The following is a 13,277-nucleotide window of genomic DNA, read 5'->3' on the forward strand; positions in this document are numbered from 1 at the left end:
GCGCCTTCACCCGAACAGCCGCCCATGAACCCCCACGACGTCGTCATATCAGGCATCGGCCTAGTCTCGTCGCTGGGCGAGGGTCCGGATGCGCATTGGCAAAAGCTCGTCCAGCCGCGCCTTGAGCCGGTTCTGGAGGCCTCGCGCTTCTCGCCCTATACAGTCCACCCGCTGCCGGAGGTCGACTGGAACCTGCAGATCTCCAAGCGTGGCGACCAGCGGCAGATGGAGACCTGGCAGAGGCTCGGCACCTATGCAGCGGGCCTTGCTCTCGACGATGCCGGCATCAAGGGCAATGACGAACTCTGCGCGACCATGGACATGGTGGTGGCCGCCGGCGGCGGCGAGCGCGACGAGGCGGTTGACGCGGCCATTCTTGCGGCATCGGAAAGCCGCAATGACCGCGACGTGCTGCTCAACGAGAAGCTGACCACGGAATTGCGCCCGACGCTGTTTCTGGCACAGCTTTCCAACCTGCTCGCCGGCAACATCTCGATTGTCCACAAGGTGACGGGGTCGTCGCGCACCTTCATGGGCGAGGAAGGTGCGGGCGTCGCCGCCGTCGAGACCGCGGCCGCGCGCATCCGTTCCGGTCAGTCGACGCATATACTGGTCGGCGGCGCTTTCCAGACCGAACATTCCGACATGCTGCTCGGCTATGAACTGGCCGGCTACCTGCATCGCGGTCCGTGGCGGCCCGTCTGGCAGAGGCAAGGTGCCGAGGGCGGCGGCGTGGTGACCGGATCCGGCGGCGCGTTCCTCGTCCTGGAGCAGCGCGAGCACGCGACAAGCCGTGGCCGGAAGATCTATGCGGAACTTGGCCCAGTCCTGTCCGGTCGCGCCAGGCGCCGGCGGGGCGAACTCGATGGTGAGATCGCCATGCTGCTGAAGCAGGCCGCATTGCCGGACGGCGAGTTGCTGGCGATCTCCGGCGCTTCGGGCGCCCATGACGCGACCGCCGCCGAGAAATCGGCGCTCGAGGCCAATCCGGCGATCGCCGCACGCGGCTTTTCGACGCTGACCGGCCACATGAAGGAAGCGCAGTTCCCCTTCGCCGTGGCGCTGGCGGCACTGGCTGTCGACCGCAAGGCCGCCTACCCTGTCTTCGACGCCACAGTCGAAAAACCGTTTGCCGGCGTCCCGAAGACCGTCCTTGCAACGGCGATCGGCTATCACCAATTCGAGGGCATGGCGCTGATCAAAGCCGCCTAGAGCATCGAACCGAAAAGCGTGACGCGGTTTTCGGGCGATCCGATGCTCCAAGAGAAACAGGTTTTTGGACAACAAATGGCCAATCTGAACGACCACATGGGCAGGCCGATCGTCGCCGTCACCGGCATCGGCGTGGTGACCTCGCTCGGTGTCGGCAAGGCCGATAATTGGGCGGCGCTGACATCCGGCAAGTCCGGCATCCATCCGATCACCCGCTTCCCGGTCGATCATCTCAACACCCGCATCTCCGGCATGGTCGATTTCCTGCCGTCGAGTTCCAAGGGCGCCAGTCTCCTCACCTATGAGCTTGCCGAAACCGCGGCCCAGGAAGCGATGTCTGAGGCAGGCCTCGATGCCGGCGATTTCGGCGGACCGCTTTTCCTCGCTTCGCCGCCGGTCGAACTCGACTGGAGCGAGCGCTTTTCGCTCTACAATTCCGACACGCACGATACCGGTGCAGAGAGGCTCCTGCGGGTGGCGCGCGGCCTGAGGGAACTCGACATTTTCGAGACCACCCAGTTCGGTTCGATCGCCGACCGGCTTGCCGATCGTTTCGGCACGCGCGGCCTGCCGATCACGCTGTCGACCGCCTGCGCCTCGGGCGCCACGGCGATCCAGCTCGGCGTCGAGGCGATCCGCCGCGGCGAATGCGACCGGGCGCTGTCGATCGGCGCCGACGGATCGGCAACCGCGGAGGCGCTGATCCGCTTCTCGCTTCTGTCCGCGCTCTCCACCCATAACGACATCCCCGAAAAGGCATCCAAGCCGTTCTCCAAGGATCGTGACGGCTTTGTGCTCGCCGAAGGCTCGGGCGCCCTTGTGCTGGAATCGCTGGAGGCAGCACTTGCCCGCGGCGCCACCGTTCTCGGCATATTGCGCGGCTGCGGCGAAAAGGCCGACGACTTCCATCGCACCCGCTCCAAGCCGGACGGTTCGCCGGCGATCGCGGCGGTGCGCGCCGCCCTTGCCGATGCCGGCCTGAGCGAGGACGGGATCGATTATGTCAACGCCCACGGCACCTCGACGCCCGAAAACGACAAGATGGAGCATTTGTCGCTGTCGACGGTGTTCGGCGAGCGTATCTCGTCAATGCCCGTCTCGTCGAACAAGTCGATGATCGGCCACACCCTATCGGCTGCCGGTGCCGTCGAGGCTGCATTTTCGCTGATGACGATGCGCGAAAGCGTCATTCCGCCGACCATCAACTACGACAATCCCGACCCGGCGATCGTGCTCGACGTGGTGCCGAACACCAAGCGCAACGCCGAGGTCGGCACGGTCCTGTCGAACTCCTTCGGCTTCGGCGGCCAGAACACCTGCCTTGTCATGGCGCGGGAACCGGTCTAAGCGACCGTTCCGCTCTAGCACTGTTATCGTGCGCATGGTCCTTTCCGAAACGGTTCTCGGGTCATGCGCAACCTGGGATCTGGCATGCGCGCATTGCAACTTATCGAGGATCGCCGGCTTGAAACGGTGAACCTGCCGCCACCGCCGCCGCCTTCGCTCGGCGAGGTGACGCTGCGCATCAAGGCCGTGGCGCTGAACCACATCGACGTCTGGGGCTGGCGCGGCATGGCTTTTGCCAAGCGCAAGCTGCCGCTGGTCGTCGGCGCCGAGGCTTCCGGCGAGGTCGAGGCGGTCGGCCCCGGCGTTTCCAGCCTTGTGCCCGGGCAATTGGTGTCGATCTATGGCGCCCGCACCTGCGGTCTTTGCCGCGCCTGCCGCGAAGGCCGCGACAATCTCTGCGAGCATGTTTCGGGCGTGCACGGCTTCCATCTCGATGGCTTTGCGCAGGAAAAGATCAATCTGCCGGCGCGCCTTCTGGTCCCCGCCCCGCCAGGCGTGAGCGAAATCGGCGCGGCGGTGGCGCCGGTCACCTTCGGCACGGTCGAGCACATGCTGTTCGACAATGCCCGGCTGCAGCCCGGCGAGACGATACTCGTCCATGCCGGCGGCTCGGGCATCGGCTCAGCCGCCATTCAGCTGGCCAAGAAGATGGGCTGCACGGTCATCACCACCGTCGGCTCGAACGAAAAGATCGACAAGGCCAAGGCGCTCGGCGCCGACCACGTCATCAATTACCGCGACGACCGCTTCGAAGGCGTCGTGCGCAAGCTGACGAAGAAGAAGGGCGTCGACGTGGTGTTCGAGCATGTCGGCGCCGACACCTTTGCCGCCTCGATGCTGTGCCTAAAACGCGGCGGACGGCTGGTCACCTGCGGCTCGACCTCCGGCGTGTCGACGCAGATCAATTTGATGCAGTTGTTCCAGCAGCAGCTGAAGCTGCTCGGCTCGTTCGGCTGCCGCATGGAAAATATGGCCGACGCCATGCAGAAGATGGCGGCGGGTCTTGTCGCGCCGGTGATCGACACCGAGGTCGGCTTCGACGGCATCGATGCCGCGCTGAAGCGCATGGAAGGCCGCGACGTGTTCGGCAAGATCATCCTGCGCGTCGGCTGAGAATGGTTGGCAAGACTTTCAGGAAGATCAGCCGGGACCTGGGATTCCGCCATGGCCGGCGGCTTCGCCAGTTCAACTACTGGCTGGTCGCGCGGGTCGCGATGATCATCATCTCCGCGCTGCGCCTGCTGCCGCCCGACAGGGCGCTCAATTTCGCCGACAGCGCCGCCCGCCGGATCGGCCCTTGGGTAGGGCGCCATCAGGTTGCCGTCGACAATCTGCGCAAGGCCTATCCCGAAAAGAGCGGTGCCGAGATCGAGGCGATCGCCTCCGACATGTGGGGCAACATGGCTCGCCTGGCGGCCGAATATATCTTCCTCGATGCTCTGTTCGACTATGATCCCGCTGCGACGAAGCCGGGCCGTGTCGAGGTCAAGGGCGTGGAGCATTTCGTGCGCATCGCTGGCGAGGACAAGCCGCATATCGTCTTCACCGGGCATCTCGGCAATTTCGAGCTGCTGCCGGTGGCTGCGGCGACCTTCGGCATGAACATTACGGCGCTGTTTCGCCCGCCCAACAACCCTTACCTCGCCGACTACATCCTCTCGACCCGCCGCTCGAGCATGGGATCGCTGCTGCCGTCTTCGACCGGCGCCTCGTTCGCGCTTGCGGCCATCCTGGAGAACGGAGGCAATATCGGCGTGCTGGTCGACCAGAAATTCACGGGCGGGCTCGAGACGACATTCTTCGGCCGCCCGTGCGAGAGCAACCGCGTACTAGGCACGCTGGCCCGGCATTACGATTGCGATGTCTACCCGGCGCGCTGCGTGCGCTTGCCGAACAATCGTTTCCGGCTCGAAATCGAGGACAAGCTCACCTTGCCGCGCACCGCAGGCGGCAATGTCGACGTCCCCGCCACCACTCAGCTTCTCAACGATGTGGTCGAGCGCTGGGTGCGCGAAGACCCTGGCCAGTGGATGTGGTTCCACAAGCGCTGGGAGATCAGCAAGCGCAAAAAGCGGCGGCCGTTGAAATTGCGCGACAAAGCCGCCTGAGCGGAAATCATAGCAAACATTTTCCGCTACTGACGTATTTTGTTCTTGCTTTGTGCCGGCAGCTATGCTACTAATTTCGGTATGGTGCTACTTGGCGCCGACGAACCTGCCGCTCCGGCGGGTTTTTTATTTTCGGGCCCAGTGACAGGCCTAATTCGTCACCAGGATCCGCGTGTTGCCGAAGCCGGCTTTGCGCACCATCGAATAGAAGGCCGCGGCGTTGCTGGGGTGGAGGCGCACACAGCCATGCGATGCCGGGCGCCCCAATTGCCGGACGGCACCGGTGCCGTGGATGGCATAGCCGCCGCGGAAGAACACCGAATAGGGCATCGGCGACATATCGTATTTGCGCGAATACCACATCCTGGCCGTCCGCTGCGGACGATAGCTGCCGCGCGGCGTGATGTAGCCTTTGCGGGCGGTGGAAACGCTCCACCGGTAATACGAAAGCCCGTATCTTACCGTCATCGTCTGTGAGGAAATATCAATGTTCGCGACCAGGCTGGCCGCCCGGCCCTCGAACGACGAACCGAACAGCATCGCTACCAATGCTGCTGCCATGAGAACAGTGTTTTTCATGCGATCAAACCCCTTTGATGCCCCTTGCCTGCCTGCCCTCACGCTGTTCTCCAGCATTTTGATGGCAAGCCAGCGAGCTAACACCTACTCCCTGACGATTTCACCAATCCAAAGCAGCGAATTTGAACGATTTCCCGCAATAGTTGCCGTAACGACACGCAATCGCCTCGCAATTCGCCATCGGGCTTGCAAAACCGCCTCATCCGCTGCTCAATTCGCCGAATGAACGAACCGAACGAACGGCTCCTCAAGGCGATCGATGACCGAGCCGATGATCTGGTTGCGCTGGCCGCGGATCTGATCCGCTTTCCGACCATCAACCCGCCCGGCGAAGCCTATCGGCCGTGTGCCGAATTTATCGGCGCGCGGCTGAAGAAGCGCGGTTTTGAGATCGAATTCATCCGTGCCGAAGGCACGCCCGGCGACACTGACCGTTATCCGCGCGTCAACGTCGTCGCCCGCTTCGATGGCCGCGCGCCGGGTGCTTGCGTGCACTTCAATTCGCATATCGACGTGGTCGAGCCCGGCGACGGCTGGAGCCTCGATCCGTTCGCCGGCATCGTCAGGGACGGCAAGGTCTATGGCCGCGGTGCTTGCGACATGAAAGGTGGGCTTGCCGCCTCGATCATCGCCGCTGAAGCCTTCATGGAGGTCTTTCCCGATTTTCCCGGCGCTATCGAGATTTCGGGCACGGTCGACGAGGAGTCCGGCGGCTTTGGCGGTGTCGCCCATCTGGCCAAGCTCGGCTATTTCTCCAGGCCGAAGGTCGACCACGTCATCATTCCCGAGCCGCTCAACAAGGACCGCATCTGCCTCGGCCATCGCGGCGTCTGGTGGGCGGAGATCGAGACCAAAGGCGAGATCGCGCACGGCTCGATGCCGTTCCTCGGCGACAACGCGGTGCGCCATATGGGCGCCGTGCTGCGGGCCTTCGAGGATGAGCTGTTTCCGGCGCTCGACCGCAAGATGACGCGCATGCCGGTCGTGCCCGAAGGCGCAAAACGCTCGACCATGAACATCAACTCGATCCATGGCGGCCAGACGGAGGATTTCCGGCCCGGCCTGCCCTCGCCCAACGTGCCCGATTCCTGCCGGCTGACCATCGATCGACGTTTCCTGCTCGAAGAGGATCTCGGCACGGTCAAGAGCGAGGTGATCGATATCCTCGAGCGGCTTAAGCGCGAGCGCAAGAAATTCGATTACGAAATCCGCGATCTGATGGAAGTGCTGCCGCTGATGACCGAGCGCGACGCACCGGTGGTGAAGGCGGTCGCGCAAGGCATCATGGAGATATTCGACCGCGAGCCGGACTATGTGATTTCGCCGGGCACCTACGACCAGAAGCACATCGCCCGCATCGGCCACATCTATGACTGCATCGCTTATGGCCCGGGTATTCTCGACCTTGCCCACCGACCCGACGAATGGGTCGGCATTGCCGATATGCTGGACTCGGCAAAGGTGATGGCCATCGGCCTCGGCGTTCTGCTGAGGAGCGCCGGCCCGCGATGATCCGGCTATGGGCGGAAAAACATTCCTCCCGGCGGCGGCGGACGGTACGAAACGCAATTTACTCGGCGGCGAATTCACGCTTCTATCCGCCCGGGTTTGAGCACGTGTTTTAGATATGGGGAGTTGCACGATGAAATTGTGGAAAACCATTCTGGCCGCTGCGGCGCTGGCGTTGGCCGCCGGGACCTCGGCGATGGCCGCGCGCACCGACCTGGTCATCGGCATTACGCTTGAACCCCCGCATCTCGACCCGACCGCGGGTGCCGCCGCGGCAATCGACGAGGTGCTCTATGCCAACGTCTTCGAGGGCCTGACCCGCATCGGCCCGAATGGCGAAGTGCTGCCCGATCTCGCTGAAGGCTGGAGCATTTCCGACGACGGTAAGGTTTACACTTTCAAGCTGCACACAGGCGTGAAATTCCATGATGGCAGCGACTTCAACGCCGACGACGTGAAATTCTCGCTCGATCGTGCCCGCGCCGACAATTCCGTCAACGCGCAAAAGGGCCTGTTCGCCGCCATCGACAAGGTCGAGGTCGTCGATCCCGCGACGGTGACGGTCACGCTGAAGAACCCGCAAGGCTCGTTCCTCTACAATATGGGCTGGGGCGACGCGGTTATCGTCGCGCCTGAGACAGCCGACACCAACAAGGAAAAGCCGATCGGTACCGGCCCGTTCAAGTTCCAGAGCTGGGCCAAGGGCTCATCGATCACGCTGGTCAAGTCGGACAATTACTGGGGCGCCCCGGTATTTCTCGACAAGGCCGAGTTCCGCATCGTTCCGGATGCCGCCGCTGCTGTTCCGGCGCTGCTGTCCGGCGACATCCAGGCCTTTCCGTTCTTCGATCCTGACAGTGTCGCCCAGGTCAAGGACGACCCGCGCTTCAAGGTGGTGATCGGCTCGACCGAGGGCGAAACCATCCTGTCGATCAACAACAAGAAGCCGCCCTTCGACAAGCTGCAGGTCAGGCAGGCGATTTCCTTTGCGCTCGATCGCAAGGCGATCATCGACGGTGCCTCGGCCGGGCTCGGCGTGCCGATCGGCTCGCATATGTCGCCCGCCAGCAAGGCCTATGTCGACCTCACCGGCCTCTATCCGCACAATGTAGAGAAGGCCAAGGAGTTGCTGAAGGAAGCCGGCCTGGAGAATGGCTTCAAGGCGACGCTGAAGCTGCCGCCGCCCTCCTATGCGCGGCTTGGCGGCGAGATCATCGCCTCCGAGCTTCGCGAAATCGGCATCGATCTCGAGATCATCCCGGTCGAATGGGCGCAGTGGCTGGACCAGGTCTTCACCAAGAAGGATTACGACCTGACCATCGTTTCCCATACCGAGCCCAACGACATCGATATCTATTCGCGCAAGGACTATTATTTCAACTACGACAATCCGGCCTTCGACAAGATCATCGACGAGCTGAACCTTACCTCCGATGAAGCCAAGCGCATGACGCTGCTCGGCGAAGCGCAGAAGGTCCTGGCCGACGACGCCGTGGTCGGCTTCCTCTACGAATTGCCGAAGGTCGGCGTCTGGGACGCCAAACTGCAAGGCCTATGGGAAAACGCCCCGATCCAGGCCAACGACCTGACCAAGGTGAAGTGGACGGATTGAGCCGCTGACAGAAGGGCGAAAGTTGCACTCCGTCACACCCCCCTCTGTCCTGCCGGACATCTCCCCCTCAAGGGGGGAGATTGAGCCCTCATCGCCGCTTTCGCTAACCACTAGCGTTGCAAGGACAGTGTCAACGTGGAAACTGCCAATCTCCCCCCTTGAGGGGGAGATGTCCGGCAGGACAGAGGGGGGTGGGCGGGAACGCAAGCTTCGCCCGGTTTTTGCGTCCGGCAACACAGCGGTTCCTCAACGTCCATGACCGCCTACCTGCTCAAGCGCCTCGCCATCGCCGTCGTCACGCTGGTTCTGGCCTCGATGGTGGTCTTTGCCGTGCTGGAGATCATTCCCGGCGACCCGGCACGGCTGATGCTTGGCCTGAACGCCAGCGCCGACCAGATCGAATTGCTGCGCAATCAGATGGGCCTCAACGCTCCCGTCGTGCTCCGCTATCTGCATTGGGCCGGCGGCTTGCTGAGCCTCGATTTCGGCCGTTCCTACACCTATTCGGTGCCGGTCATCGATCTGGTCCGCGAGCGCCTCGTCGTCTCGCTGCCGCTGGCGCTGATGGCGCTGGCGCTGTCCACCGTCATTGCCATCCCGGTCGGGCTGTTCTCCGCCAGCCGGCGCGGCCGGGCCGGCGACACGATCGCGATGGGCGCCGCCCAGCTTGGCGTTGCAGTGCCCAATTTCTGGTTTGCGCTGATGCTGATCTATCTGTTCGCCGTCTGGCTGCGGCTGGTGCCTGGCGGCGGTTTTCCCGGCTGGAGCGCCGGCGTCTGGCCGGCGCTGAAATCGCTGCTCCTGCCGGCGGTCGCCCTCGCTCTGCCGCAGGCGGCTATCCTTGCCCGGGTCACCCGCTCGGCGCTGATCGAAGTGCTGAACGAGGACTACATCCGAACCGCCCGCGCCAAGGGCCTGCCCTATCGCCTTGTCTTGTGGCGGCATGCGCTGCGCAACGCCATGATCCCGGTGGTCACCATTTTAGGCCTGCAATTCGCCTTCCTGCTTGCCGGCACCATCATCATCGAAAACGTCTTCTATTTGCCCGGCCTCGGGCGGCTGGTGTTCCAGGCGATCAACCAGCGTGACCTGATCGTGGTCGAGAGCGTCGTCATGCTGCTGGTCGCCGCTGTCATCGTCGTCAATTTCGTTGTCGATCTCTCCTATGCGGTGGTCGATCCGCGCCTGAGAGGCCGGCAATGACGCTGCATATCGACATCCCCGACGAGAACCTTGCCGGCATCCTGGCCAGGGCGTTTCGAAACCGTTCGTTCCTCGCCGGCTTCGTCATCACCGCGCTGGTGGCCGCGGTCGCGATCCTGTCCTTCTTCTGGACGCCTTACGATGTCACCAAGCTGGTCATTTCTGACAAGACCCAGGCGCCATCGCTGGCGCACTGGTTCGGCACCGACCATTTCGGTCGCGACATCCTGTCGATGATCATGGTCGGCGCCCGCAACTCGATCGCCGTGGCGCTGGTGGCGGTCGGCATCGGCATGGGCATCGGCGTGCCGCTCGGCGCCTTTGCCGCGGCGCGCGGCGGCATCGCCGACGACGTGCTGATGCGGCTGAACGACCTGGTCTTCGCCTTTCCGGCGCTGCTTTCGGCAATCATGATCACCGCCATCTTCGGGCCGGGCGCGTTCAACGCCATCATCGCCATCGGCATCTTCAACGTCCCGGTGTTCGCGCGCGTCGCCCGGGCCGGCGCCCTGGCGATCTGGCCGCGCGAATTCATCCTCGCCGCCCGCGCCGCCGGCAAAAGCAGGACGCTGATCAGCATCGAACATGTGCTGCCCAACATCGCCACGCTGCTGCTGGTGCAAGGCACCATCCAGTTCGCGCTGGGCATATTGGCCGAAGCCGGGCTTTCCTATGTCGGGCTGGGCACCCAGCCGCCGATGCCGAGCTGGGGCCGCATGCTGTTCGACGCCCAGACCCGCATGGTGGTGGCGCCCTGGATGGCGATCTTTCCGGGCATGGCGATCGTCGTCACCGTGCTTGGCCTGAACCTGCTTGGCGACGGCATTGCCGACATTCTCGATCCGAAATCGCGGCGGCAGCGATGAGCCTGCTCGAAATCGACAAGCTGTCGCTGACCATCGGCAGCACCCGTATCCTCAGAGACATCGAACTTTCCGTCGCGCCGGCCGAAGTGATGGGGCTCGTTGGCGAATCCGGCTCCGGCAAGTCGATGACGGCGCTCACCGTCATGCAGCTTCTGCCCTGGGCGGCGCACACCAGCGGACGCATCACCTTCGACGGCATCGACATCCTTGCCGCCAGCGAGGACCAGATGTGCGCGCTGCGCGGCGACGATATCGGCATGGTGTTCCAGGAGCCGATGACGGCGCTCAATCCGGTCAAGACCATCGGCGAGCAGGTCGCCGAGGGTATTCGCTGGCACACCAGGGCAAGCCGCGCCGACGCCGAGGAACGGGCGCGAAAAATGCTCGACCGGGTCGGCCTGCCGGCAGCACAATTCCCGCTGTCGCGTTATCCGCACGAACTCTCCGGCGGCCAGCGCCAACGCGTCGTCATTGCCATTGCCTGTGCGCTGAAACCCAAGCTGCTGATTGCCGACGAGCCGACGACCGCGCTCGACGTGGTGCTGCAGGCGCAGATCCTCGACCTTCTGCGCGACCTCGTAGCGGAAAACCGCATGGGTCTTCTGCTCATCTCGCACGACCTCGCCGTGGTGACGGAGATGGCGGACCGCATCACCATCCTGCGCCATGGCGAGGTGATGGAGGCCGGCGACACGGCCCGCACGCTATCCGAACAGCTTCACCCCTACACGCGCCAACTGGCGCAGGCCTCGATGCATTTGCCGGCGCGAGCCCGCACGCATGACAGCGGATCAGCCAAACCGCTGCTTCAGGTAGCGAACGTAACGCGGGACTATCCCGGACGGCGCATATCGCTGTTGAAACCGGCAGCTCCCATCCGCGCCGTCGACGATGTCTCCTTCTCGATGGCGCCCGGCCAGTCGGTGGCGCTCGTGGGGCGCTCCGGCTGCGGCAAGTCGACGCTCGCCCGCATGGTCCTGGCGCTGGACAAGCCGACGGCCGGTGGGATCCGCTTCCGTGGCGACACCCTCACCGGCAAGAGCGAGGCGGAGCTGAAGCCGGCGCGGCGCGACATGCAGGTCGTGTTCCAGGACCCGTATGGTTCGTTCGACCCACGCCAGAAGGTCGAGAGATTGGTGGCCGAGCCGCTGCATGTGCTGGAGAAGAAGCCGGCGCCCGCCGCGCGGCGCGAAATGGTGGCGCATGCGCTGCACGAGGTCGGCCTGTCGCCTAAAGACATGGACAAATATCCGCACGAGTTTTCGGGCGGCCAGCGCCAGCGCCTGTCGATCGCCCGCGCCATCATCACCCGGCCGAAGCTGATCGTCGCCGACGAGCCGGTCTCGGCGCTCGACGTCTCGATCCGCGCGCAGATCCTCGATTTGTTCGCCGAACTCAACCAGAAACTCGGCATCGCCTATCTGTTCATCACCCATGATCTGACCGTCGCCCGCGCCATCACCGACGAAGTGATGGTCATGCATGACGGCAAGATCGTCGAGCGCGGCAGGACGAGCGAAGTGCTCGACCACCCGCAATCCGAAGCCGCCAAGGCGCTGGTCGCCGCCGCTCCCGATTTGCATCGGGCAATTGCGAAAAGGCTGCAGGAACAGGGGTGAGCAGCTTCGTGGCACGGCTTGATCCACAAAGCATACCTACCCCCTCACGTGAAAACTACACCGATCGCGGTCAATCAGGCGAGCGGAGTGTCGAGTCTAGCCACAAAGAAAGCAAGGATTCGACCGGCAACAATGGCGGACATTAGAATGGCTAAGGAGGCGGCGAAACGGGGCGTCGGGACCCTGTAAAGCCAAATCCCAACAAAGGAGGCGATAAACCTCCTTCTGTTCCAAACGACTAACAGGAGGGGCTAATGGTCGACCTATCAATGATCGAGTGGTTAGAGGAGTGGTACCAAGGGCAGTGCAACGGCGATTGGGAACACCAATACGGGATAAAAATTGATACGATCGACAACCCTGGATGGGAAGTTTCAATAGATTTGCACGGGACGCAGCTCTATGGAAGAAAGTTTACAGACGTAAGCTTTCAGTATGGCGACGAAATAGATTGGTTTTTTGTAACAGTAAAGGATGGTACTTTCAAGGGATTTGGAGGAGCAAGGAACTTGTCGAAGATTATCGAACAGTTTAAAAAGTTTGCGATGGATACGCAAAGGTTAATAGAGCAATTAGATGCCTAAAGATTTTTTTCGCTAGATGTACAAAACGGGGAACTACGGTGACAGTGCTGGACTTCACCACATAAGTGAGACACGGCAATTTCTGTGACAGGTTATCCTGGAGGATGACCTATTACAGACAAAATGACGCTCAGAACGTCAGCAGTCAGCCGATGACTCAGTCTTGCGGCTTCACCACATCGGCCGGGCTGATGTCGAGCAGGTCGAGGGTGCGGCGCAACAGCTGCATCTCGCTTCCGGCAAGTTGCGAATCGGCCTTGGCGATCTCGGCCATGTGACGGGCGAGCAGCTTGCGCCGCTCGACATCGAGGTCGCGAAACTGAGCGATGGCTTGCGAGCCGTTGGTCTCGTAGCCGAATTCGTTGAGATACTCGATGACGCTGTCGATGCTGGTTTCGGGAATGCCGAAGGCGTCCCGGCAGATACGCCTGAAGGCGGTCATTTCGCTCTCGCTGACCGACCCGTCGGCCAGGATCATGCGGAACAGCATCAGCAATTCCGCCGACAGCACCGGATCGTCCGCCACCTTGCGCACGCCGGGATCGCCGTCGAAGATCGAGCGTATCTGGTCCAGCAATCCCATCGCCATCAGCCCCTTCCGATTCGTCGGGAAGGTAGCGCGGAATCGGCTTGGCGCA

Annotated in this window: 12 protein-coding genes; 10 read left to right on the forward strand and 2 right to left on the reverse strand. The window is 62.8% G+C overall.

The genetic code is table 11. The features are described 5' to 3' along the window. The first annotated feature begins 24 nt into the window (after positions 1-24). From NKG95_RS20355 to NKG95_RS20370, 4 genes are all read left to right on the forward strand, one after another. Positions 25-1,212: a beta-ketoacyl-ACP synthase gene (locus tag NKG95_RS20355; RefSeq protein WP_352844330.1), complete on the forward strand. Its 1,188-nt coding sequence runs from the start codon at positions 25-27 to the stop codon at positions 1,210-1,212. Between the two features lie 75 nt (positions 1,213-1,287). After that, positions 1,288-2,559, forward strand: a complete 1,272-nt coding sequence (locus NKG95_RS20360; protein ID WP_023676464.1) for a beta-ketoacyl-ACP synthase — start codon at positions 1,288-1,290, stop codon at positions 2,557-2,559. Between the two features lie 84 nt (positions 2,560-2,643). Then, a complete protein-coding gene (locus NKG95_RS20365; protein ID WP_353042169.1) occupies positions 2,644-3,672 on the forward strand; it encodes a zinc-binding dehydrogenase in 1,029 nt (342 codons plus the stop codon). Between the two features lie 2 nt (positions 3,673-3,674). Continuing rightward, positions 3,675-4,667, forward strand: a complete 993-nt coding sequence (locus NKG95_RS20370) for a lipid A biosynthesis lauroyl acyltransferase (protein WP_353042171.1) — start codon at positions 3,675-3,677, stop codon at positions 4,665-4,667. 150 nt (positions 4,668-4,817) lie between these two features. On the opposite strand, the gene NKG95_RS20375 is transcribed toward NKG95_RS20370, so the two are convergent. Then, positions 4,818-5,246 (reverse strand): L,D-transpeptidase, encoded by a 429-nt coding sequence (locus NKG95_RS20375; protein ID WP_023719972.1) that lies wholly within the window; start codon positions 5,244-5,246, stop codon positions 4,818-4,820. A gap of 222 nt (positions 5,247-5,468) precedes the next feature. Here NKG95_RS20375 and NKG95_RS20380 point away from each other — a divergent pair, with 222 nt between their 5' ends. From NKG95_RS20380 to NKG95_RS20405, 6 genes are all read left to right on the forward strand, one after another. After that, positions 5,469-6,758 (forward strand): acetylornithine deacetylase/succinyl-diaminopimelate desuccinylase family protein, encoded by a 1,290-nt coding sequence (locus NKG95_RS20380; RefSeq protein ID WP_352908303.1) that lies wholly within the window; start codon positions 5,469-5,471, stop codon positions 6,756-6,758. Positions 6,759-6,888: 130 nt separating this feature from the next. Next, on the forward strand, positions 6,889-8,367 hold the full coding sequence (locus tag NKG95_RS20385) for an ABC transporter substrate-binding protein (protein ID WP_352844340.1): 1,479 nt from the start codon (positions 6,889-6,891) through the stop codon (positions 8,365-8,367). A 255-nt stretch (positions 8,368-8,622) separates the two neighbouring features. Further along, the gene (locus NKG95_RS20390) at positions 8,623-9,570 is read left to right on the forward strand and encodes an ABC transporter permease (protein WP_353042172.1); all 948 of its coding nucleotides are present in this window, start codon (positions 8,623-8,625) and stop codon (positions 9,568-9,570) included. Beyond that, positions 9,567-10,436: an ABC transporter permease gene (locus tag NKG95_RS20395; RefSeq protein WP_353042173.1), complete on the forward strand. Its 870-nt coding sequence runs from the start codon at positions 9,567-9,569 to the stop codon at positions 10,434-10,436. Before NKG95_RS20390 ends, NKG95_RS20395 begins: the two co-directional genes overlap by 4 nt. After that, entirely contained in the window at positions 10,433-12,055 is a 1,623-nt protein-coding gene (locus tag NKG95_RS20400) for an ABC transporter ATP-binding protein (protein WP_353042175.1), read from the forward strand. Before NKG95_RS20395 ends, NKG95_RS20400 begins: the two co-directional genes overlap by 4 nt. A 254-nt stretch (positions 12,056-12,309) precedes the next feature. After that, positions 12,310-12,639, forward strand: coding sequence for an immunity 53 family protein (locus NKG95_RS20405; RefSeq protein WP_353042177.1), 330 nt, complete (start codon positions 12,310-12,312; stop codon positions 12,637-12,639). Positions 12,640-12,796: 157 nt separating this feature from the next. Here NKG95_RS20405 and NKG95_RS20410 read toward each other — a convergent pair whose 3' ends face one another. Further along, positions 12,797-13,228, reverse strand: coding sequence for a TerB family tellurite resistance protein (locus NKG95_RS20410; RefSeq protein ID WP_352495961.1), 432 nt, complete (start codon positions 13,226-13,228; stop codon positions 12,797-12,799). Positions 13,229-13,277 lie beyond the last annotated feature (49 nt).

Source organism: Mesorhizobium sp. M1423 (assembly GCF_040317575.1).
GTDB lineage: Bacteria > Pseudomonadota > Alphaproteobacteria > Rhizobiales > Rhizobiaceae > Mesorhizobium.

Bases quoted from the DNA above. Each gene is read 5' to 3' on its own strand.
- NKG95_RS20400 (WP_353042175.1), top strand. From the start codon at position 10,433: ATGAGCCTGCTCGAAATCGACAAGCTGTCGCTGACCATCGGCAGCACC.
- NKG95_RS20390 (WP_353042172.1), top strand. From the start codon at position 8,623: ATGACCGCCTACCTGCTCAAGCGCCTCGCCATCGCCGTCGTCACGCTG.
- NKG95_RS20375 (WP_023719972.1), bottom strand. From the start codon at position 5,246: ATGAAAAACACTGTTCTCATGGCAGCAGCATTGGTAGCGATGCTGTTC.
- NKG95_RS20405 (WP_353042177.1), top strand. From the start codon at position 12,310: ATGGTCGACCTATCAATGATCGAGTGGTTAGAGGAGTGGTACCAAGGG.
- NKG95_RS20370 (WP_353042171.1), top strand. From the start codon at position 3,675: ATGGTTGGCAAGACTTTCAGGAAGATCAGCCGGGACCTGGGATTCCGC.
- NKG95_RS20365 (WP_353042169.1), top strand. From the start codon at position 2,644: ATGCGCGCATTGCAACTTATCGAGGATCGCCGGCTTGAAACGGTGAAC.
- NKG95_RS20380 (WP_352908303.1), top strand. From the start codon at position 5,469: ATGAACGAACCGAACGAACGGCTCCTCAAGGCGATCGATGACCGAGCC.
- NKG95_RS20385 (WP_352844340.1), top strand. From the start codon at position 6,889: ATGAAATTGTGGAAAACCATTCTGGCCGCTGCGGCGCTGGCGTTGGCC.
- NKG95_RS20395 (WP_353042173.1), top strand. From the start codon at position 9,567: ATGACGCTGCATATCGACATCCCCGACGAGAACCTTGCCGGCATCCTG.
- NKG95_RS20355 (WP_352844330.1), top strand. From the start codon at position 25: ATGAACCCCCACGACGTCGTCATATCAGGCATCGGCCTAGTCTCGTCG.
- NKG95_RS20360 (WP_023676464.1), top strand. From the start codon at position 1,288: ATGGCCAATCTGAACGACCACATGGGCAGGCCGATCGTCGCCGTCACC.
- NKG95_RS20410 (WP_352495961.1), bottom strand. From the start codon at position 13,228: ATGGCGATGGGATTGCTGGACCAGATACGCTCGATCTTCGACGGCGAT.